The sequence below is a fragment of the Vogesella facilis genome, assembly GCF_042648525.1.
Classification (GTDB): domain Bacteria; phylum Pseudomonadota; class Gammaproteobacteria; order Burkholderiales; family Chromobacteriaceae; genus Vogesella; species Vogesella facilis.
In genome coordinates this window covers 1-21,131 of record NZ_JBHRXN010000013.1, presented here as the reverse complement: position 1 = coordinate 21,131, position 21,131 = coordinate 1, and the positions used below count along the sequence as shown (strand labels likewise).

Below are 21,131 nucleotides of genomic sequence, written 5' to 3'. Positions count from 1 at the left end.
ATGAGCGCGCGTATCAAGATTTGCGGTTTCACCCGCCCGGAAGACGCACTGGCTGCGGCCAACCTTGGCGCCGACGCCATCGGCCTGGTGTTCTACGACAAGAGCCCGCGTCATGTCGACATCGCGCAGGCGCAGGCCATCATTGCCGCGCTGCCGCCGTTTGTCAGCGTGGTGGCGCTGTTCGTCAACGCCAGCCGCGAGGAAGTGGAAAGCGTGCTGGCGCACTGCGCCATCGACGTGCTGCAGTTCCACGGCGAGGAAAGCGCGGAATTCTGCCGCAGCTTCCGGCGCCCGTATCTGAAAGCGGTGCGAGTGCAGCCCGGTACCGACCTCGCGGCGTTGGCCGCACAGTATCACGATGCCCGCGGCCTGCTGACCGACGCCTTCGTGGAAGGCGCGCACGGCGGCACCGGCAAGACTTTCGACTGGACGCTGATCCCGCCGCAGCTGCCGCTGCCGTTGATCCTGTCCGGTGGACTGGACGAACACAATGTGGCCGACGCGGTAGCGCGCGTCAGTCCCGCCGCGGTGGATGTGTCCAGCGGCGTGGAAAGCGGCAAGGGCATCAAGAGCCCGTCGCGCATGGCCAGTTTCATTGCCGCCGTCAGGGCGGCACAGCATTCCATATCGCCGGTGTAAGCCGGCACACACCCACAATCAGGAGCATGCCATGAGCCAATACGACTTCCCCGATGCACGCGGCCACTTCGGCCCGTACGGTGGCGTCTACGTTGCCGAAACCTTGATGGCTGCCTTGGACGAGCTGAAAGCCGAGTACGCCCGTGCCAAGGCAGACCCGGCCTTCTGGCAGGAGTACCACTACGAGCTGAAGCACTTCGTCGGCCGCCCCAGCCCGGTGTACCACGCCAAGCGCTGGTCCGAGCTGCTGGGCGGGGCGCAGATCTTCCTCAAGCGTGAAGACCTCAACCACACCGGCGCGCACAAAATCAACAACGCCATCGGCCAGGCGCTGCTGGCGCGCAGCATGGGCAAGAAGCGCGTGATCGCCGAAACCGGTGCCGGCCAGCATGGCGTGGCCACCGCCACCGTGGCGGCGCGCTACGGCATGGAATGCGTGGTGTACATGGGTGCTGAGGACATCAAGCGCCAGGCGCCGAACGTGTTCCGCATGAAGCTGCTGGGCGCCACCGTGGTGCCGGTGGAATCCGGCTCCAAGACGCTGAAGGATGCGCTGAACGAGGCGATGCGCGACTGGGTAACCAATATCGACACCACCTTCTACATCCTCGGCACCGCCGCCGGCCCGCACCCGTACCCAATGCTGGTGCGCGACTTCGTATCGGTGATCGGCGAGGAAGCCAAGGTGCAGATGCCGGAAATCCTTGGCCGCCAGCCGGACGTGGTGATGGCCTGTGTTGGTGGCGGCTCCAACGCCATCGGCACCTTCCACCCGTATCTCGATGTACCGGGCGTGCGCCTGGTGGGCGTGGAGCCGGCCGGTGACGGCCTGGAAACCGGCCGCCACGCCGCGCCGCTGGCCTCCAACGCGCCGGCCGGCGTGCTGCATGGCTCCCGCAGCTACCTGATGCAGGATGCCAACGGCCAGGTCATCGAGACCCATTCTATCTCCGCCGGCCTGGATTACCCGGGCGTGGGGCCGGAACACTCCTGGCTGAAGGACAGCGGCCGCGCAGAGTATGTGGCGGTGACCGATACCGAGGCGCTGGCGGCATTCCACGATTGCTGCCGTCTGGAGGGCATCATCCCGGCGCTGGAATCCAGCCACGCACTGGCACAGGCGGTGAAACTGGCGCCCACCATGGCCAAGGACAAGGCCATTCTGGTGACGCTGTCCGGCCGCGGCGACAAGGACATCAACACCGTTGCCGGCCTGATGGGGCTGACGCTGTAACCACCCAAGGGTTGGCCGCATGCGGCCAACCCTTGGCACATTTCATACGCGGGCAGAAGCAGATGCTGCCCAGCAAGGAAACCTGCCATGAACCGTATTGCTGCCACCTTTGCCCGCCTCAAGGCCGCCGGCGAAAAGGCCATGATTCCCTTCATTACCGCCGGTGACCCGCACCCGAACCTGACCGTGGAGCTGATGCACGGCCTGGTGGACGGCGGTGCCGACATCATCGAACTGGGCATCCCGTTCTCCGACCCGATGGCCGACGGCCCGGTGATCCAGCGCGCCAGCGAGCGCGCGCTGGTACACAAGGTAGGTCTGCGCGACGTGCTGGCGATGGTGAAAACCTTCCGCCAGAGCAACCAGACCACCCCGGTGGTGCTGATGGGCTACCTGAACCCGGTGCACGTCATCGGCTACCAGCAGTTCGCCCAGCTGGCCGCCGATGCCGGCGTGGACGGCGTGCTGACCGTGGACTGCCCGCCGGAAGAAGCCGGCGAACTGTCCGCCGCGCTGACGGCGGCCGGGCTGGATCCGGTGTTCCTGATCGCCCCTACCACGCCGGAGGCGCGGGTGCGCGAGATCGCCCGTCAGGCACGGGGTTATGTCTACTATGTGTCATTAAAAGGCGTTACCGGTGCCGGAAATCTGGACATTGCCGACGTAGCGCGTAAAATTGCCGCCCTTAGACAATTCATTGAAGTACCGATCGGTGTCGGCTTTGGCATTCGCGATGCCGAAACCGCCCGCGCCATCGCCGGTACCGCCGACGCGGTGGTGGTGGGCAGCCGTCTGGTACAGGAAATCGAGGCGGCTACACCAGAAACTGCCAGAGAGCAGTTGACCCGTCTGGTAGCTACATTGAAAGCTGCCACCCGTTAGGAACACGCTGGATACCCGTGCCAGCACCACTGCGGCCAACGACCAGTTGGCCGCAGTGTTTGAATCAAGGAGTCAGCATGAGCTGGTTGAACAAACTCCTGCCGCCGAAAATCAAGCGCGAAACCCGCGCCGTGAAATCGTCGGCGGTACCGGAGGGGCTGTGGAGCAAATGCCCGGCCTGCGAGGCGGTGTTGTATCACACCGACCTCCAAAGCAACCTGCAGGTCTGCCCCAAGTGTGACTATCATCACGCTATCGATGCGCGCGCGCGCATCGACATGCTGCTGGATGAAGAAGGCCGCCGCGAGATCGGCACCGACGTCAAGCCGGTGGACATTCTCAAGTTCAAGGACAGCAAGCGCTATCCGGATCGCCTCACCGCAGCGCAGGCCGGCACCGGCGAAGACGATGCACTGGTGGTGATGCAGGGCAGCATCCACAACCTGCCGGCGGTGGTCGCCGCCTTCGAGTTCCGCTTCATCGGCGGCTCGATGGGCTCGGTAGTGGGCGAGCGCTTCGTGCGCGGCGTACAGGCCGCGGTGGAAGCACGTGCGCCATTCATCTGTGTGGCCGCCTCCGGTGGCGCGCGCATGCAGGAAGGCCTGAACTCGCTGATGCAGATGGCCAAGACCTCGGCCGCGCTGCAGCTGCTGAGCGACTTCCAGCTGCCGTTCATCTCCATCCTCACCGACCCGACCATGGGGGGCGTATCCGCCTCCTTCGCCTTCCTCGGCGACGTGGTAATCGGCGAGCCGGGCGCGCTGATCGGCTTTGCCGGTCCTCGCGTGATCGAGCAGACCGTGCGCGAGACCCTGCCGGAAGGCTTCCAGCGTTCCGAGTTCCTGATGGAAAAGGGCGCCATCGACATGATCGTCGACCGCCGCGAGCTGAAAGAGCGTGTTGCCACTCTGCTGGCGATGCTGCAGAAAGAGCCGCCGGTCGCCGCCTGAGCGCTGCCGTCGTGAAAAAAGCCAGTCTGCGGACTGGCTTTTTTGCGCGTAGACAAAGCCCTTTCGCATGGCGAAAGGGCTTTGCTATGTAAACAGCAAGACTGCCGTCACTCCTGCTTGTCTGGTGCGGCCGGCTTCGCCGGCTCCGGCAGGCGGAGAGCGACGCGCTTGGTCAGTCGCCTGCAAGCCAGTCTGCGGACTGGCTCTTTGTTTGTCTGCGGGCAACGTTGGCCGCAGGCGCTAGCCCCACACCACGCCGCTGGTCAGCAGTTCCTCGGCGCGGCGCGGCGCAGCGCGGTGGTGAGGTCGGGCTGGATATTGCCCACCCCCATCTCGTGCGCCAGGCGGGCGCTACGCAGCATGCCGGTGACCTCGTTGCCGGCGCCGCACAGGATCAGCGTGCGGTCCTGTGCCGCCAGGCGCTGGTGCAGGGCGGATAATGCCAGCAGGCCGCTGGTATCCAGCAGCACCAGCCGGTGCAGCTGCAGGATCACCACCCGTACGCTGGACGGCTGGCTGGCCAACTGTTCCACGGTGTCGGCGGCGCCGAAGAACAGCGCGCCTTCCACCCGGTAGGCGACGCAGCCGGCCGGCACCGTCTTGCCGGCGATCGAGTGGCGCTCGAACAGCTGCGCGTGCTCCGGCCGCAGCTGCTGCACGCTGGTGCTGGCCGCCATGCGGCGGATGAACAGCACCGCGGCGATCAGCAGGCCGATTTCCACCGCGATGGTCAGGTCGAACACCACGGTCAGCACGAAGGTGACCACCAGGATGGCAGTGTCCTGGCGCGGAAACTGCGCCGCCTTGCGGATGTCCCAGTCGCCCATTTTCAGCGCCACCGCCACCAGGATCGCCGCCAGCGCTGCCAGCGGGATGTAGGCGGCCAGCGGTGCCGCCACCAGGATCACCAGCAACAGCAACAGCGCGTGCACGATGCCGGCCACCGGCGTCTTGCCGCCGTTGCCGATATTGGTGGCGGTGCGGGCGATGGCGCCGGTGGCGGGGATGCCGCCGAAGAACGGCACCACCATATTGGCGATGCCCTGGGCGATCAGCTCCTGGTTGGCGTCGTGCTTGTCGCCGGTGATGCTGTCGGCCACCACCGCGCACAGCAGCGATTCGATCGCCCCCAGCAGCGCGATGGTGAACGCTGGCGTCAGCAGCTCGGACAGGTGCTGCGGGTCGAAGCGCAGGCCATGCAACTCGGGCAAGCCCTGCGGGATGCCGCCGAACTTGCTGCCGATGGTGGCCAGCGGCAGGTGGAACAGGCTGACGGTGAGCGTGGCCAGCAACAGCGCCACGAAGGGGCCGGGCAGCTGGCGATTGAGGCGCTTGGGCCACAGCAGGATCAGCAGCAGCGAGGCGGCGGCGATGGCCAGCGTCAGCGGGTCGAAGTCGGCCAGATGCTGGCGCAGCGTGGCCAGCACGGCGAAGAAGCCGGCCGGCATCTGCGCGATGGGCAGGCCGAAGAAATCCTTGAGCTGGGTGAGGAAGATCAGCACCGCGATGCCGTTGGTGAAGCCGGTGATCAGCGGCATGGGAAAGAACTTGATCACCTGGCCCAGCCGCAGCAGCCCCATCAGCACCAGCATGGCGCCGGCCATGAAGGTGCAGATGATCAGGTTGGCCACGCCGTACTTCACTACGATGCCGTAGATGATGACGATGAAGGCGCCGGTGGGGCCGGTGACGCACAGCTTGGTGCCGCCTAGCAGCGAGGCGAGCAGGCCGGCGATGACGGCGGTGAAGATGCCGGCCTGCGGCGGCACGCCGGAGGCGATGGCGAAGGCCATGGCCAGCGGCAGCGCCACGATGCCTACGGTGAGGCCGGCCATCAGATCCTGGCGGAACAGCGCCCGGTTGTAGTGGCGCAGGCTGGTGAGCAGTTGCGGGCGAAAGGCGGGCAGGGTGGCCATGGTGCGGTCTTGTTCGAGTTATCCAGTGTCAAGACTACTGAACAAGACCGCACCAATTCAAGGGTTACTTGCCGCGGCCGGCGGCCGCTGCGGGTCGTGGCAGGTCGCAGCGCAGCGGTTCACCCGCGGCGGCGCCCGGTCGATCGCACGCCGAGTCTGCTGTCAGCACAGGCAGTTAGCTCTGGTGGTGGCGCCTTTCCGGCCGCTGCTGCCTTGCCGCGCGCCAGCGGGCAGAGGCTCAGAAGCGTAGCGCGAATACCGCCGCGCAGATCAGCAGCGTGGCCAGCGTTACCGGCACGCCGGTGCGGGCGTGGCGGCGCCAGTCGATGCGCACGCCATGGCGGGCGGCGGCATCCACCACCAGGATGTTGGCGATGCTGCCGACGATCAGCAGATTGCCGGCCAGGGTGCTGACCAGCGCCAGCATGCTGCCGGCCAGTTCATGGCTGGCTACCGGCAGCAGCAGCATCACCGCCGGCACGTTGGAGATGAGGTTGGACAGCGCGAAGGTGGTGCCGAACAGCGTCCACGGCTCGCTCAGCCGCACTCCCTGCGCCGCCAGCCAGCTGACCGCCTCGGCCGGCAGGCCGGTGCTCTGCAGTGCGTGGTTGACGACGAACAGCCCGGCGAACAGCACCAGCACCTCCCAATCCACCAGCCCCAGCATGCGTGCGGAGTGCAGCTTGCGGCTCATCAGCAGCAGGCCGGCGCCGGTGAGCGCCAGCTGCGCCTGCGGCAGCGGCGAGAACAGGAACAGGCCCAGCAGCACGGCGGCTACTGCCAGGCCCTTGGCGCTCTGCCAGCGATCCAGCGGCGGTTCGTCACTGCGCTGTTCCGTCGCCGGCAGCACGGGCGCCGTGCCGGCCCAGTCGCCGCGGCTCTGCCATACGATGATCGCCCAACAGGCGGCCAGCCCCAGCAGCACCGGCACGATAGCCTGCAGCAGGTAGCCGGAGAATGACAGCCGCAGCGTCTGGCCGATCAGGATGTTCTGCGGGTTGCCGATCAGCGTGGCGGCGGAGCCGATGTTGGCCGCACAGGCCAGGCCCAGCAGGAAGGGTACCGGGTTCAGCCGGCGCTGCAGGCAGGCTTGCACCAGCACCGGCGCCATCGCCAGACAGACGATGTCGTTGCTGAACACCGCCGACAGCGCGCCGGCCATCACGATCAGCAGCCCCAGCAGCTGCGGCGGCGACAGCGGCAGCGCCGCCATGCCGCGCGTGGCCCAGCCGTAGAAGCCGCCGAGGCGCATCTGCGCCGATACCACCATGAAGGAGAACAGCAGGATGACGGTGGGCAGGTGCACCGCGGCCACCGCCTGCGGCAGGCTGACGGCGTCCAGGCCGATCAGCGCGATGGCGCCCAGCAGCGCCACGCCGGTGCGATCCAGCTGCAGCAAGGGCAGGCCGCCCAGGATCATGCCCAGGTAGACCAGGGTAAAGATGGTGACGATGGTGGCGGTCATGTTTGCGGGAAGGTAAGGGGAAAGGTTGCTGCTGCTGCACCAGCCTGGCGCCAGCGCCGATGCCAGCGCGGCCCGCGGGCAACGCTGGCCGGCCCGGGGCGGTGGCAGAGAGTATTGAACGGCAGCGGCGAGGGCGGCATGGCGGGCTTGCGCTGGCCAATGTTGCGGCCAACGTCTGGGCGCAAGGTTGGCCGCAGGCCACGCGGGCAAGCAACAACGGCAAGCACAGGCTTGCCGTTGCACTTGCGGCCTGGGGCGCTTACCACAGCACTTTCACGGTGCGCTCGCCCAGCCAGTCTTCCAGCGTCACCAGCAGGCTGTCGTCCAGCCGCACGCCCCATTCCGGCGGCAGCATCAGGTCGCCCCTGGCCTTGTCGTTCTGGTAGCTGATGCGCACCGGGCAGCCGGCTTCCTCGCTGCGGTAGGGGGTGAGGATGTTGCGCAGCGAGGTCACGTCGTGGCTGGCCTTCATCTGGATCGCCAGGCTGCGCGCGTAGCGGCTGCGCGCCTCGCCCAGCTCGTACAGCTGGTCGGCGATGATGCGCAGGCCGCCGGAGAACTTGTCCTCACTGACCTTGCCTTCCACCACCAGCACGATGTCGTCCTTCAGCTTGGTGCGGTTGAGGTCCACCGCCTCGGCGAACAGGCTCACCTCCAGCTTGGCGGTGCCGTCGTCCAGCTGCACGAAGGCCATCTTGCCGCGGTTGCCCACCTTGGTGCGGATGCCGGTGACGAAGCCGGCCAGCAACTGCGGCTCGCGCTTGGGGCTGAGGCGGTTCAGCGGCGTCTTGATGAAGCCGCGCACCTCTTTCTCGTAGGCGGAGAACGGGTGGCCGGACAGGTAGTAGCCGATGGCGATCTTCTCTTCCGCCAGCTGCACCGCGGCGGTCCACGGCTTGCAGTCCACCATCTCCACGCTGGGCGCCACGTCTTCGCCGAACATGTCGAACAGGCCGCCCTGGCTGGCGTTGGCCGCTTCCTGGTCGGCGGCGCTCATGGCGAGGCCAACGTTGGCGAACAGCTTGGCGCGGTTGGCGTCGATGCTGTCGAAGGCGCCGGCGCGGATCAGCGATTCGATCACCCGCTTGTTGACCAGCTTCTTGTCGGTACGCTTGCAGAAGTCGAACAGGCTGGTAAACGGGCCGCTGTCGTTGCGCACCGCCACGATGTGATCGACCGCCGATTCGCCGGTGCCCTTGACCGCGCCCAGTGCGTAGCGGATGTGCTTGCGGTCCACCGGTACGAAGCGGTAGAAGCTCTCGTTCACGTCCGGCGGCAGGAATTTGAGGCCGTTCTTGCTATCGATACTGTCGTCGTAGAACACCTTCAGCTGGTCGGTGTTGTCCAGTTCCGACGACATGGTGGCGGCCATGAAGGCCGAGGTGTGGTGCGCCTTCAGCCAGGCGGTCTGGTACGACACCACCGCATAGGCCGCGGTGTGCGACTTGTTGAAGCCGTACTCGGCGAACTTGGCCATCAGGTCGAACAGCATCTCGGCCAGCGCCGGGTCGTAGCCTTTTTCCTTGGCGCCGGCGGCGATCTTGCCGCGGTGCTCGGCCATTTCCTCCGGCTTCTTCTTGCCCATCGCGCGGCGCAGCATGTCGGCGCCGCCCAGGGTGTAGCCGCCGATGATCTGCGAGATCTGCATCACCTGTTCCTGATACACGATCACGCCGTAGGTCGGGTCCAGACAGGCCTGCAGATCGGGGTGGAAGTAGTCCACCTCCTGCTTGCCGGCCTTGCGCAGGATGAAGTCGTCCACCATGCCGGAACCGAGCGGGCCGGGGCGGTACAGCGCCAGCACCGCGATGATGTCTTCGAAACGGTCGGGCTTCAGCTTTTCCAGCAGCCGCTTCATGCCGTCCGATTCCAGCTGGAACACGCCGGTGGTGTTGGCCTGCTGCAGCACCTTGTAGGCGGCCGGGTCGGTGAATTCCAGCAGGTTGATGTCGGTGGTGAAGCTCGGGTCCAGCGCCTGGATGTAGCGCACCGCCAAGTCGATAATGGTCAGGTTGCGCAGGCCGAGGAAGTCGAACTTCACCAGCCCGACCTGCTCCACGTCGTCCTTGTCCAGCATCGACACCGGCACCGCGTCCTCGCCGCTGGCCTGGTACACCGGGCAGAAGTCGGTGATCTTGCCCGGCGCGATCAGCACGCCGCCGGCGTGCATGCCGATGCCGCGGGTGAGGCCTTCCAGCTTCTTGGCCAGCGCCCACAGTTCGCTCAGTTCTTCCTCGTTTTCCAGTCGCTCGCGCAGTACCGGTTCCATCTCCACCGCATCGTCCAGCGAATACTGCTTGCCGGGCGCGGCCGGAATCAGCTTGGACACGCCGTCGCAGAACATGTACGGCAGGTCGAGCACGCGGCCAACGTCGCGCACCACCGCCTTGGCGGCCATGGTGCCGAAGGTGGCGATCTGGCTCACCGCCTCGGCGCCGTAGGCCTGGCGAACGTACTCGATCACGCGGTAGCGGTTGTCCTGGCAGAAGTCGATGTCGAAGTCGGGCATCGATACCCGTTCCGGGTTGAGGAAGCGCTCGAACAGCAGCGCGTAGGCCAGCGGGTCGATGTCGGTAATGCCGATGCTGTAGGCCACCAGCGAGCCGGCGCCGGAGCCGCGGCCCGGACCTACCGGGCAGCCGTTGTTCTTCGCCCAGTTGATGAAGTCCGCCACGATCAGAAAGTAGCCGGGAAAGCCCATGTCGATGATGGTCTTGCACTCGATATCCAGCCGCGCGTCGTAACGCGGGCGCTCGGCGGCGCGCACGGCCGGATCCGGGTACAGCTTGGCCAGCCGGGTCTCCAGCCCTTCGCGCGACAGGTGCACCAGGTAGTCGTCCAGCGACATGCCGTCCGGGGTGGGGAACTGCGGCAGGTAGTTCTTGCCCAGCTGCACGGTAATGTTGCAGCGGCGGGCGATTTCCACCGTGTTCTGCAGCGCCTCGGGGATGTCGGCGAAGCGCGCCAGCATCTCCTCGCTGGACATGAAGTACTGGCACTCGGCGAAGTCCTTCGGCCGGCGCTTGTCGGACAGGGTATAGCCTTCGGCGATGCACACCCGCGCCTCGTGCGCCTTGAAGTCGTCCGGCTCCATGAACTGGATCGGGTGGGTGGCCACCACCGGCAGGCCGGTGTCGCCGGCCAGGCACAGCGTGCCTTGCACCACGTTTTCCACCTGCGGGTTGTCCACCCGCTGCACTTCCAAGTAGAAGCTGCCGGGGAACAGTCGCGCCCAGTGCGCGGCGCGGCTTTTCGCCTCGTCCAGGTTGCCGTTGGCGATGGCAATGCCGACATCGCCCAGGTGGGCGCCGGACAGACACAGCAGGTTGCTGTTGTCGCCGTCCTCCAGCCAGCTGCGCTTGATCTCGGCGCGGCCGCGGTGCTGGTTGTGGGTGTAGGCGGCGGCCAGCAGCTCGCACAGGCGGCCGTAGCCGGCGCGGTTCTTCACCATCAGCAGCAGGCGGCTGGGCTTGTCCGGATCGGCTTCGTTCTCTACCCAGATGTCGCAGGACACGATGGGCTTGATGCCCTTGCCGCGGCAGGCCTTGTAGAACTTGACCATGCCGAAGATGTTCATCAGGTCCGACATGCCCAGTGCCGGCATGCCGTCCTTGACGGCGCGTTTTACCGCGTCGTCGAGGCGGACGATACCGTCGCTGACAGAGAATTCGGAATGGAGGCGGAGGTGGACAAAGCGGGGTGCGTTCATCCCGCCATTGTAACGGTGGCGGGCGTGGGCGTCATGACAAGGTTGGCCGCATGCGGCCAACCTTGCGGCGGGGTTTACTTGTCTTTCGGCTGCATCGCCGCCAGCGCGGCCTTCTGCATTTCCAGGGTCTTGATCTGCATCGACAGCATGCCCAGGTTCATGGTGAGCCAGGTTTCCACTACCCGCAGCTCGGCCAGCTTGCGTTCGACCTCTTCTACCGTCATCGGCGGCAAGAAGGGCTGGGCGCCGGGCGGGGTGGCGGATTGCAGCAGCTGGCGGAACATGGCAAACGGATCGGCGGGGTTGAAGTCGGCGCTCATGGTGGTCTCCGGGGTGGCCGGCGCTGCCGGCATGATGGCTTCATCTTAGCGCATCGCCTGTCCACCGCGCGGCGCGGCCATAAAAAAACGGGCACCCGAAGGTGCCCGTTGCGTCTGTTGCGGCTGCCGGCTTAGCAGGCGGCATCCACGGCGGCCAGCGCCACCATGTTGATGATGCGGCGTACCGAGGAGATCGGGGTCAGGATGTGCACCGGCTTGGCCATGCCCATCAGGATCGGGCCGATGGTCACGCCGTCGGATGCCGACACGCGCAGCAGGTTGTAGCTGATGTTGGCTGCTTCCACGTTCGGCATTACCAGCAGGTTGGCCGCGCCTTTCAGCGTGCTTTCCGGCATGGCTTGCTGGCGGATGCTTTCCACCAGCGCCGCGTCGCCCTGCATCTCGCCGTCGATTTCCAGCGTCGGGTGGGCTTCCTGTACCAGCGCCAGCGCGTCGCGCATCTTGCAGGCGCCTTCCGAGTTCCAGGTACCGAAGCTGGAGTTGGACAGCAGCGCCACTTTCGGGTTGATACCGAAGCGGCGTACCGACTGGGCTGCCATCTCGGTGATGGCGGCCAGCTGCTGCGCGTCCGGGTTCGGGTTCACGTAGGTGTCGGCGATGAAGATGTTGCCGGTCGGCAGGATCAGCGCGTTCATCGCGGCGGCCACCTTGTCCTGGCGGGCGTAGCCGATCACGTTCTCGATGATGTCGAAGTGCTGGCGATACGGGCCGTAGGTACCGCAGATCAGCGCGTCGGCTTCACCGCGGCGTACCATCAGCGCGCCGATCAGGGTGGTGTTGCCGATCACGCGGCGACGCGCCTGTTCCTGGCTCACGCCCTTGCGCTTCATCAGCTGGTAGTAGTCTTTCCAGTATTCGGCATAGCGCGGGTCGGACTCGTTGTTCACCAGCTCGAAATCCTTGCCGATTTCCAGCTTCAGGCCCAGTTTCTTGATGCGCTTCTCGATCACGCTCGGGCGGCCGATCAGGATCGGGAATGCCAGGCCTTGCGCGGCGATTTCCTGGGTGGCATGCAGCACGCGCTCGTCTTCGCCTTCGGCCATCACCACGCGTTTCAGCGCTTTCTTGGCCTGCGAGAACACCGGCTTCATGAACAGGTTGGTCTTGTACACGAACTGCGCCAGCTGGTCGGCGTAGGCGTCGAAGTCCTTGATCGGGCGGGTAGCCACGCCGGATTCCATTGCCGCCTTGGCCACGGCCGGGGCGATCTTCACGATCAGGCGCGGGTCGAACGGCTTCGGAATCACGTATTCCGGGCCGAAGGACAGTTCCTGGTCACCGTAGGCGGTGGCAACCACGTCGTTCTGCTCAGCCATGGCCAGGTCGGCGATGGCGCGCACGGTGGCCAGCTTCATCTCTTCGTTGATGGTGGTGGCGCCAACGTCCAGCGCACCACGGAAGATGAACGGGAAGCACAGTACGTTGTTCACCTGGTTCGGGAAGTCGGAGCGACCGGTGCCGATGATGGCGTCCGGGCGTACTTCCTTCACCAGCGGCGGCAGGATTTCCGGTTCCGGGTTGGCCATGGCCAGGATCACCGGGTAGGCGGCCATGGATTTCACCATGTCCTGGCTCACCAGTTTCGGGCCGGACAGACCCATGAAGATGTCGGCGCCGACCATGGCGTCGGCCAGTTTGCGCTGACCGTTGTCCGGGATGGCGAAGCGTTTCTTCGATTCGTCCATCTTGTCGTCGCGGTCCTGGTAGATCACACCCTTGGAGTCGCAGACGGTGATGTTCTCGCGCTTCACGCCCAGCGCTACCAGCAGCTCCAGGCAGGCGATGGCGGCGGCGCCGGCGCCGGAGGCCACCACGCGCACGCTGCCGATGTCCTTGTTCACCAGGCGCAGCGAGTTCAGCACCGCGGCGGCGGCCACGATGGCGGTACCGTGCTGGTCGTCGTGGAACACCGGAATGTTCATGCGTTCACGGCACTTCTTCTCGATGTAGAAGCATTCCGGCGCCTTGATGTCTTCCAGGTTGATGCCGCCGAAGGTCGGCTCCATCGCGCAGATCATGTCGACCAGCTTGTCCGGGTCGTTCTCGTTCAGCTCGATGTCGAACACGTCGACGCCGGCGAACTTCTTGAACAGCACGCCTTTACCTTCCATCACCGGCTTGCCGGCCAGCGGGCCGATATTGCCCAGGCCCAGCACCGCGGTACCGTTGGTCACCACGGCCACCAGGTTGCCGCGGGCGGTGTACTTGTAGGCGTTCAGCGGATCTTCCACGATCGCATCGCAAGGCGCGGCAACGCCCGGCGAGTAGGCAAGTGCCAGGTCGCGCTGGGTGGCCAGCGGCTTGGTAGGGGCGACCTGGATCTTGCCCGGCTGCGGGAACTGGTGGAACTCGAGTGCGGCTTGGCGCAGTTGCTCGTCCATTCTGTTGGCTCCTGATTGTTATTTCAGAGGGTGTGGAGAGGGTTGGCATTATAGGGCGAACCCTTGGATTGGGCTATGACCGTGTCCGACAAAAAACGCAAGCGGCGGCTTGGCGGCAACGGGGTTGGCCGCCGCCGGCGCCGCGCCCCATGCCGCGCGCGGGGCGGGCAGGGGCGGTGGCGCCGGCATTGCGGCCAACGTTTACATCATGCCCAGCGTTCTAGGCAGCCACAGCGAGATGGTCGGCACGTAGGTCACCAGTGCCAGGAAGGCCAGCATGGTGAGCAGCCACGGCCATACCGCCACGGTCAGCTCGGTGATGCCCATCTTGGTGATGCCGGAGGCCACGTACAGGTTCAGCCCTACCGGCGGGTGGCACATGCCGACTTCCATGTTCACCACGATCAGGATGCCGAAGTGCACCGGGTCGATGCCCAGCGCGGTGGCCACCGGGAACAGGATGGGCGCGAAGATCAGCACGATGGACGACGGCTCCATCACGTTGCCGGCCAGCAGCAGGATCACGTTCACCGCCAGCAGGAACGCCACCGGGCCGAGGCCGGCGTCGATCAGCCAGCTGGCCATCGCCTGCGGAATGCCTTCGCTGGTCATCAGGAACGAGAACAGCACCGCGTTGGTGATGATGTACAGCAGCATCGCCGACATGCTGGCCGAATCCAGCAGCACCTTGGGCACTTGCTTCAGCGTCAGGTCCTTGTACACGAACACCGCCACGATGAAGGCGTACACCGCCGACATGGCGGCCGCCTCGGTGGGGGTGAAGATGCCGGTGTAGATACCGCCGATCACCACCACGATCAGCAGCAGGCCCCAGATGCTTTCGCGGAACGCCTGCAGGCGCTGCGCCAGGCTGGCCTTGGCCAGACGCGGGTAGCCGAACTTGCGCGCACGCCACCAGGTGGTGAAGCCGAGGAAGCCCGCCAGCATCAGGCCGGGGATCACGCCGGCCATGAACAGCTGGCCCACCGAGGTGTTGGTGGCCACCGAGTACATCACCATCACGATCGACGGCGGGATCAGGATGCCCAGCGCGCCCGAGGTGGTGATCACGCCGGCGCCGAAGCTGTTGGGGAAACCCTGCTTCACCATCGCCGGCAGCAGGATGGAGCCGATGGCCACCACGGTGGCCGGGCTGGAACCGGATACCGCGGCGAACAGCGCGCAGGCCAGCACGCCAGCCAGGCCGAGGCCGCCGTGCCAGTGGCCGACCATCGACGAGGCAAACTTGATCATCCGCCGCGCCACGCCGCCGTGGGTGAGGAAGTTACCGGCCAGGATGAAGAACGGGATCGCCATGATCTCGAACTTCTCGATGCCGGTGAACAGCTTCAGCGCCACCGCCTCGATCGGCACTTCGGTCATGGTGAACAGGAAGGTCAGTACCGTCAGACCCAGTGAAATGGAGATCGGCATGCCGGTCAGCATCAGCACCAGCAGCAGAGCAAAAATGATGAGTGCGCTCATTGCTTGTCGCCTCCGTTTTTCTTGATGTCGTGCGGGTGCAGGTTGTCGTCCAGCGCGAACCAGTTGCTGTCTTCCTCCACATCGTCCATGCCTTCCACGTGGCTATGGTCGTGCTTGGGCAGGTGGCCGGTTTTCACGAAGCCCACCAGCACTTGCAGGAAGCGGAAGCACATCAGGTAGGAGCCGCACGGTACTGCCAGGTAGACCAGCCACATCGGCAGTTCCAGGTCGGCCGAGGTCTGGTCGGTATGGCCGATTTCCCACACGAAGTTGGCGCCCAGGGTGCCGACGATGCCGGTGAACAGCGCGCCGGCCAACAGGCCGATGATGATGAAGCGGCCGCGGTTCTTGTCGGACAGCTTGTTGATCAGCACGTCCACGCCGACGTGGATGCCGGTGCGCACGCCGTAGGCGGCGCCGAACTTGGCCATCCACACGAACATGTAGATGGTGAGTTCCTGCGCCCAGCTGGTGTGGATGTGGGCGAGATAGGGTTGAAGTGACTCGATGCCGCTGCCGTAACGGTGCACCACTGCAAAGAACGTGATCAGTGTTGCCGCCGCCATCAGGGTTGCAATCAGCCACTCCTCGAGATGGTCGAGGAATTTCATGGTGTGACTCCGGATAAAAGGTTGGCCGCATGGTGTTGCGGCCAACCTGGCGGTTACGGACGGGGCTTAGTTCGGGGTGTAGCCGGTCTGTTTGTAGATCAGCTGCACCAGGCCCTCGCCGATGCGGTCATCCATCTTGGTGTGTACCGGCACCAGAGCCTTCTTGAAGGCGGCGCGCTCGGCGGCGGTCGGCACGTAGACCTGGGTCTTGCCGGAGGCCTTGATCTTGGCCAGATCGTTTTCGTTTTCCTGCTGCGCGATCTTGTTGGCGTAGGTGGTGGCATCCTTCATCGCGCCATCCAGCGTGGTGCGGATGTCAGCCGGCAGGCCGTCCCAGAACTTCTTGTTCACGATCACCGCGTAGCCCAGGTAGCCGTGGTTGGTCACCGTGGCGTACTTCTGCACTTCGTGCATCTTCTGGGTCAGCATATTGGACGGCGGGTTCTCGGTGCCATCCACCACGCCGGTCTGCAGCGCCTGGTAGGTCTCGGAGAACGCCATCACCTGCGGCAGCGCGCCCAGCGCGCGCATTTCTTCTTCCAGCACCTTGGAGGACTGGATGCGCATCTTCAGGCCCTTGAAGTCGGCCGGCGACTTGAGCGGCTTGTTGGCGGAGAAAATCTTGAAGCCGTTATCCCAGTAGGCCAGGCCCTTGATGCCCTTGCTTTCCAGCTTGGACAGCAGCTGCATGCCGATCGGGCCCTGGGTGACTTTGTGCAGCTCGTCGTAGTTGTCGAAGATGTACGGCAGGTCGAACACTTCGAATTCCTTGGCGCCCAGCGGGCCGAACTTGGCCAGGCTGGGGGCCAGCATCTGCACCGCGCCCAGCTGCAGCGCTTCCAGTTCTTCCTTGTCCTTGTACAGCTGGCTGTTGGGGAACACCTGCACCTGCACGCGGCCTTTGGTGCGTTCCTCGGCCAGCTTCTTGAAGTATTCGGCGGCCTTGCCTTTCGGGGTGTCCTGCGCCACCACGTGGCTGAACTTGATCACGAAATCGGCGGCGTTGGCGATACCGGACAGGCCAAGGGCGACACCGGCGATCAGGGCGGCATACTTGAGTTTCATCTTGCTACTCTCCTGTGTTTACATGTTGTGTTGCTTGTTGTGTTCTCTGTATGGGCAACCTTGTCCGACAAGCGGACAGATCACATGCTGAACACTAGGAGTTGTGACTTGCCATCGCCATTGGGGAATTCGGCATCAGGGATTTCCCCAATGTCTGCGCCGGACGGGCTGCGCCAGTGTGCAGCTCGCTGCGGCCAACCTTGAAAGATCTGCCATGACGCTGAAAGAACTCTCGCCTGCCCACGCCGCGCCGCGTCGCCTGTGGCTGGGGGCGGCGCTGATCCTGATCGGCCTGCTGGCGGCGCTGGCCGGACTGTTCTGGGTGGTCTACAAGGACTGGCAGGACGAGCAGCGCGACAGCCTGATCCAGGAGCTGCTGTGGCTGGACCAGAGCCTGCGGCTGCACATGGAGGAGCACCAGCGCTGGCTGGACAATATGGAGGGCGACCTGCCGCCGGTTACGGCGGCGCAGGGCAAGCGCTTCCTGGCCGCCGCGCAGCTGCTGCAGCGCGAGAGCCGCGAGATCGTGGCGGTGCAGTGGGTGGGCCGCGACGGCGCGGTGCAGCTGGACAGCCTGGGGCGCCAGCCGCACCAGTTGAGCGGCGCCGCCTACGATGCGCTGTGGCGCTCGGAAAAACTGGGGCGGCTGAGTTACGGCCAACCGTATGTCGGCCCGGATGGCCACTTCCGTTTCGATCTGGCGGTGCCGCTGCTGCAGCAGGGCCGCTTTATCGGCGGCGTGCGGCTGGTGTACAGCATGAGCGGCCTGCTGCAGCAGCAGGTGCCGTGGTGGATCGCCTCCAAATACCACATCAGCCTGGTGGATCTGGAAGGCCGCGCGCTGGCCAGCAAGTTCGAGCAGGCGCCGCCGCAGGGCACGCAGTCGCACCAGCTGAGCTTCGACCCGCCGGGGTACGGCGTGATGCTGCGCGGTATCAGCTACCGCACCGGCATCGGCCTCACCCTGCCGGTGCTCAGTGTGCTGATTGCGCTGCTGGTGCTGGCGCTGCTGTTTCTGCTGTGGCGTATCCGCCGCCACGTGCGGCAGCGGGCGCAGGTGGAGCAGGCGCTGCAGCGCGAGATGTCGATCCGTCGCGCAGTGGAAGACAGCATGAAAAGCGGGCTGATCGCCTTCGACCGCCACGGCGCCATCCTGCGCGTCAACCGCGCCATGTGCGAGTTGACCGGCCTGACGGTGGAAGAACTGGTTGGCCAGCAGCTGCCGTACAGCTTCTGGGCCGAGGAAGACTACCCGCTGCTGATGGCGGCGATGCGCGCCATGCTGGCCGGCGAACTGCCGGAGCATGGCTTCGAGCTGCCGTTCCGCGATCGCGCCGGCGAGCGTTTCGAGGTGCGGCTGTACGCGGCGCCCTTGCTGCAGGGCGAGCGGCAGGAGGGTTGGGTGGCGTCGATGTACGACATCACCGAGCTGAAGAAAAAGCGCCTGGCGCTGAATGCCTCGCACCAGCGCTTCCTCACCGTGCTCAATGGCCTCGACAGCGGCCTGTGCGTGGTGGCGGGCGAAACCCGGCAGCTGGTGTATGCCAACCCGGCGTTTGCCAGCGGCTGGGGCGGCTTCGATGCCGAGGGCGCCTACTGTCCGCTGCTGCCGGGCATGGCGCGCGGCATGGAACGGCTGGCGGCCAACCTGGAATACTCGCCGGACCGTGGCCGCAACTGGTACCAGCTGCAGTATCGCGGCATCGACTGGGTGGACGGCGAGCAGGCCTGGCTGTGCATGCTGGTGGATGTCACCGAATCGCGCGCCCGCGCCGCGCGCGAACGGGCGCAGGAGGAACGCTTCCAGACCACCTCGCGGCTGATCGCCATGGGCGAGATGGCGTCGTCGCTGGCGCACGAGCTGGGCCAGCCGCTCACCGCCATCTCCACCTACGCCGCCGGCCTGGCGCGCAAGCTGCCCAGCAGCACCGCGCAGAACAACGGCGTGGGCGAGGCGGTGCAGGCGATTGCCGAGCAGGCACGGCGGGCAGGGCAGATCGTCAACAGCATCCGCGCCTTCGTGAAGAAGCACGCGCCGCAGCTGGAGCTGTGCGACCCGGATCTGGCGGTGCGGCGCGCGGTGGCGCTGGCGCAGCCGATGGCCGACAAGTACGGCATGCAGCTGCTGCTGGAGCCGGCGCCTGGCGGCCTGCGGGTGGAGATGGACCCGGTGCTGATCGAGCAGGTGCTGCTCAACCTGGTCAAGAACGCGGTGGAGGCGATGCGCGAGGCGGACTCGCCGCGACCGACGGTGCGGCTGCACAGCGCGGTCGGTGCGCAATTCTGGCGGGTGGAGGTGGTGGACAACGGCCCGGGCTTGTCCGAGCAGATCCGCGAGAACCTGTTCACGCCGTTTTATTCCACCAAGCCGCAGGGCATGGGTATCGGCCTCAACATCTGCCGCTCCATCGTCGAGCACCACCGCGGCGAGTTTGGTGTCAGCGCGCCGCTGACCGGCGGCTGCGCGTTCTGGTTCACGCTGCCGCTGTATCAGGGCGAGTAGTGGGCGGAAAGCAAAAAAGGTTGGCCGCATGCGGCCAACCTTTTCATTTCTGCGCGACGCTTACTGCGGCGGCGTCAGGATGGTTTCCTTGGCCTCCGGCAGCGTGTCCGGGTAGTCGCGGCTAAAGTGCAGGCCGCGGCTTTCCTTGCGTAGCAGCGCCGAGCGCACGATCAGTTCGGCGGTCTGCACCAGGTTGCGCAGCTCGATCAGGTCGTTGGTGATGTGGAAGTTGCTGTAGAACTCGTTGATCTCTTCCGACAGCAGCTTGATGCGGTTCTGCGCACGTTCCAGTCGCTTGTTGGTGCGCACGATGCCCACGTAGTCCCACATGGCGCGGCGCAGCTCGTCCCAGTTGTGCGAGATCACCACTTCCTCGTCCGGGTCGGTGACCTGGCTGTCGTCCCAGTCCGGCATGCTCGGCAGCTTGGCCGGCTTGCTGGCCAGGATGTCGGCGGCGGCGGCCTTGCCGATGATCATGCACTCCAGCAGCGAATTGCTGGCCAGGCGGTTGGCACCGTGCAGGCCGGTGCAGGCCACTTCACCCACTGCATACAGGCCTTCCACATCGGTGCGGCCCTTCAGGTCTGTCACCAGGCCGCCGCAGGTGTAGTGCGCCGCCGGTACCACCGGAATAGGCTGCTGAGTGATGTCGATGCCCAGCTCCAGGCAGTGCGCGTAGATATTGGGGAAGTGCTCCTGGATGAAGCTGGCCGGCTTGTAGGAGATGTCCAGATACACGCAGTCCAGACCATGTTTCTTCATTTCGAAGTCGATGGCGCGCGCCACCACGTCGCGCGGCGCCAGCTCGGCGCGTTCGTCGTGATGCGGCATGAAGCGGGTGCCGTCCGGCAGGCGCAGGATGCCGCCTTCGCCACGCACCGCTTCCGAGATCAGGAACGACTTGCTGTGTGGGTGGTACAGGCAGGTGGGGTGGAACTGGATGAACTCCATATTGCCCACCCGGCAGCCGGCGCGCCAGCCCATGGCGATGCCGTCGCCGGTGGCAGTGTCCGGGTTGGTGGTATACAGGTATACCTTGCCGGCGCCGCCGGAGGCCAGGATGGTCTGGTTGGCGGCAATGGTGATCACGTGGTCGCCGATCTTGTCCAGCGCGTACACGCCGAAGCAGCGCTTGCCTTCCAGCCCCAGCTTGCGCGAGGTGATCAGGTCGATGGCGATATAGTCTTCCAGCAGCGTGATGTTCGGGTGCGCCTTGATCTTCTGCCCCAGCGTGCTGGTCACTGCCGCGCCAGTGGCATCGGCGGCGTGAATGATGCGGCGGTGGCTGTGGCCGCCTTCGCGCGTCAGGTGGAAGCCGGTCTGGTGGCTGTCGTCGCGGGTGAACGGCACGCCCAGGTCCACCAGCCAGTCGATAGCATCCTTGGAGTTCTCCACGATAAAGCGCGTGGTGTCCTCGTTGCACAGCCCGGCACCGGCCACCAGGGTGTCATGGATGTGCTCTTCTATGGAGTCGCTGGTATCCAGCACCGCGGCAATCCCGCCTTGCGCATAGCTGGAACTGCCTTCCAGTAAATCGCGCTTGGTAATCAGGCCTACCTTCTTCTTTTCCGCCAGGTGCAGCGCCAGCGTCATGCCCGCCAGGCCGCTGCCAATAATCAGTACATCAAATTTAAGGTTCGTCATTTCCCGGATCCCGCCGTCGCAGTGCCGTAACGTGTCAAAAACAGCGCAACAGAGTAGCAGATGGGGGGCGGCCTGTGTGCGACCGGGCGGTGCGGATGTCGCTGCATCGCCTGCGGCCAACCTTTTTTGCTTTCTGGCGTGCTTGCAGATCAATGACTTGTCGAATTGGTTGGGGTTTTTGCGGTGGCGGGTGTTGACGGGGGAAAGGCTGGTGGGTATAGTTGGCCTCCTCTGCTGACGACGCAACGAAACGAAGTCAGCCCGCTCTTTAACAAACCAAATAACCGATAGGTGTAAGTGCCTGGC

At 65.3% G+C, this 21,131-nt stretch carries 14 protein-coding genes; 5 read left to right on the top strand and 9 right to left on the bottom strand.

Features of this window, described 5'->3' with window-relative positions; translation table 11 throughout:
* The 4 genes from ACFOLG_RS07100 to accD all read left to right on the top strand — a co-directional run bounded on the left by ACFOLG_RS07100 (position 1) and on the right by accD (position 3,705).
* Positions 1 to 639 (top strand): phosphoribosylanthranilate isomerase, encoded by a 639-nt coding sequence (locus ACFOLG_RS07100; RefSeq protein WP_386090077.1) that lies wholly within the window; start codon positions 1 to 3, stop codon positions 637 to 639.
* A 31-nt stretch (positions 640 to 670) separates the two neighbouring features.
* Complete coding sequence (gene trpB / locus ACFOLG_RS07095) at positions 671 to 1,873, top strand: tryptophan synthase subunit beta (RefSeq protein ID WP_386090074.1); 1,203 nt, start codon at positions 671 to 673, stop codon at positions 1,871 to 1,873.
* An 87-nt stretch (positions 1,874 to 1,960) separates the two neighbouring features.
* Positions 1,961 to 2,755 (top strand): tryptophan synthase subunit alpha, encoded by a 795-nt coding sequence (gene trpA / locus ACFOLG_RS07090; RefSeq protein WP_386090071.1) that lies wholly within the window; start codon positions 1,961 to 1,963, stop codon positions 2,753 to 2,755.
* Between the two features lie 77 nt (positions 2,756 to 2,832).
* Positions 2,833 to 3,705: an acetyl-CoA carboxylase, carboxyltransferase subunit beta gene (accD, locus tag ACFOLG_RS07085; RefSeq protein ID WP_386090069.1), complete on the top strand. Its 873-nt coding sequence runs from the start codon at positions 2,833 to 2,835 to the stop codon at positions 3,703 to 3,705.
* A gap of 263 nt (positions 3,706 to 3,968) precedes the next feature.
* Here accD and ACFOLG_RS07080 read toward each other — a convergent pair whose 3' ends face one another.
* The 8 genes from ACFOLG_RS07080 to ACFOLG_RS07045 all read right to left on the bottom strand — a co-directional run bounded on the left by ACFOLG_RS07080 (position 3,969) and on the right by ACFOLG_RS07045 (position 16,678).
* Positions 3,969 to 5,621, bottom strand: coding sequence for a SulP family inorganic anion transporter (locus ACFOLG_RS07080; protein WP_386090067.1), 1,653 nt, complete (start codon positions 5,619 to 5,621; stop codon positions 3,969 to 3,971).
* Positions 5,622 to 5,859: 238 nt separating this feature from the next.
* Positions 5,860 to 7,086 (bottom strand): anion transporter, encoded by a 1,227-nt coding sequence (locus ACFOLG_RS07075; RefSeq protein ID WP_386090064.1) that lies wholly within the window; start codon positions 7,084 to 7,086, stop codon positions 5,860 to 5,862.
* 259 nt (positions 7,087 to 7,345) lie between these two features.
* Positions 7,346 to 10,795, bottom strand: coding sequence for a DNA polymerase III subunit alpha (dnaE, locus tag ACFOLG_RS07070; RefSeq protein WP_386090061.1), 3,450 nt, complete (start codon positions 10,793 to 10,795; stop codon positions 7,346 to 7,348).
* Between the two features lie 74 nt (positions 10,796 to 10,869).
* Entirely contained in the window at positions 10,870 to 11,115 is a 246-nt protein-coding gene (locus ACFOLG_RS07065) for a PhaM family polyhydroxyalkanoate granule multifunctional regulatory protein (protein WP_386090059.1), read from the bottom strand.
* Between the two features lie 131 nt (positions 11,116 to 11,246).
* Positions 11,247 to 13,517 carry an NADP-dependent malic enzyme gene (locus ACFOLG_RS07060; RefSeq protein WP_386090056.1) on the bottom strand — a complete coding sequence of 757 codons (2,271 nt, stop codon included), beginning with the start codon at positions 13,515 to 13,517 and terminating at the stop codon, positions 11,247 to 11,249.
* 201 nt (positions 13,518 to 13,718) lie between these two features.
* Positions 13,719 to 15,002: a TRAP transporter large permease gene (locus tag ACFOLG_RS07055; RefSeq protein ID WP_386090053.1), complete on the bottom strand. Its 1,284-nt coding sequence runs from the start codon at positions 15,000 to 15,002 to the stop codon at positions 13,719 to 13,721.
* Complete coding sequence (locus tag ACFOLG_RS07050; protein ID WP_386090051.1) at positions 14,999 to 15,613, bottom strand: TRAP transporter small permease; 615 nt, start codon at positions 15,611 to 15,613, stop codon at positions 14,999 to 15,001. The genes ACFOLG_RS07055 and ACFOLG_RS07050 overlap by 4 nt, the downstream gene beginning before the upstream one ends.
* A 66-nt stretch (positions 15,614 to 15,679) precedes the next feature.
* Entirely contained in the window at positions 15,680 to 16,678 is a 999-nt protein-coding gene (locus ACFOLG_RS07045) for a TRAP transporter substrate-binding protein (protein WP_386090048.1), read from the bottom strand.
* 214 nt (positions 16,679 to 16,892) lie between these two features.
* Between ACFOLG_RS07045 and ACFOLG_RS07040 the strand changes: the two genes are divergently transcribed.
* Positions 16,893 to 19,181 carry a PAS domain-containing sensor histidine kinase gene (locus ACFOLG_RS07040; protein ID WP_386090046.1) on the top strand — a complete coding sequence of 763 codons (2,289 nt, stop codon included), beginning with the start codon at positions 16,893 to 16,895 and terminating at the stop codon, positions 19,179 to 19,181.
* A 60-nt stretch (positions 19,182 to 19,241) separates the two neighbouring features.
* Here the strand turns inward: ACFOLG_RS07040 and nadB are convergent, their stop codons facing one another.
* Positions 19,242 to 20,825: an L-aspartate oxidase gene (gene nadB, locus ACFOLG_RS07035; RefSeq protein ID WP_386090043.1), complete on the bottom strand. Its 1,584-nt coding sequence runs from the start codon at positions 20,823 to 20,825 to the stop codon at positions 19,242 to 19,244.
* Between the last annotated feature and the right edge of the window lie 306 nt (positions 20,826 to 21,131).

Excerpts from the sequence above, each read along its gene's own strand:
- ACFOLG_RS07045 (WP_386090048.1), bottom strand. The coding sequence starts at position 16,678 with ATGAAACTCAAGTATGCCGCCCTGATCGCCGGTGTCGCCCTTGGCCTG.
- dnaE (WP_386090061.1), bottom strand. The coding sequence starts at position 10,795 with ATGAACGCACCCCGCTTTGTCCACCTCCGCCTCCATTCCGAATTCTCT.
- ACFOLG_RS07100 (WP_386090077.1), top strand. The coding sequence starts at position 1 with ATGAGCGCGCGTATCAAGATTTGCGGTTTCACCCGCCCGGAAGACGCA.
- ACFOLG_RS07080 (WP_386090067.1), bottom strand. The coding sequence starts at position 5,621 with ATGGCCACCCTGCCCGCCTTTCGCCCGCAACTGCTCACCAGCCTGCGC.
- ACFOLG_RS07060 (WP_386090056.1), bottom strand. The coding sequence starts at position 13,517 with ATGGACGAGCAACTGCGCCAAGCCGCACTCGAGTTCCACCAGTTCCCG.
- trpB (WP_386090074.1), top strand. The coding sequence starts at position 671 with ATGAGCCAATACGACTTCCCCGATGCACGCGGCCACTTCGGCCCGTAC.
- trpA (WP_386090071.1), top strand. The coding sequence starts at position 1,961 with ATGAACCGTATTGCTGCCACCTTTGCCCGCCTCAAGGCCGCCGGCGAA.
- ACFOLG_RS07055 (WP_386090053.1), bottom strand. The coding sequence starts at position 15,002 with ATGAGCGCACTCATCATTTTTGCTCTGCTGCTGGTGCTGATGCTGACC.
- ACFOLG_RS07050 (WP_386090051.1), bottom strand. The coding sequence starts at position 15,613 with ATGAAATTCCTCGACCATCTCGAGGAGTGGCTGATTGCAACCCTGATG.
- ACFOLG_RS07065 (WP_386090059.1), bottom strand. The coding sequence starts at position 11,115 with ATGAGCGCCGACTTCAACCCCGCCGATCCGTTTGCCATGTTCCGCCAG.
- accD (WP_386090069.1), top strand. The coding sequence starts at position 2,833 with ATGAGCTGGTTGAACAAACTCCTGCCGCCGAAAATCAAGCGCGAAACC.
- ACFOLG_RS07040 (WP_386090046.1), top strand. The coding sequence starts at position 16,893 with ATGACGCTGAAAGAACTCTCGCCTGCCCACGCCGCGCCGCGTCGCCTG.
- nadB (WP_386090043.1), bottom strand. The coding sequence starts at position 20,825 with ATGACGAACCTTAAATTTGATGTACTGATTATTGGCAGCGGCCTGGCG.
- ACFOLG_RS07075 (WP_386090064.1), bottom strand. The coding sequence starts at position 7,086 with ATGACCGCCACCATCGTCACCATCTTTACCCTGGTCTACCTGGGCATG.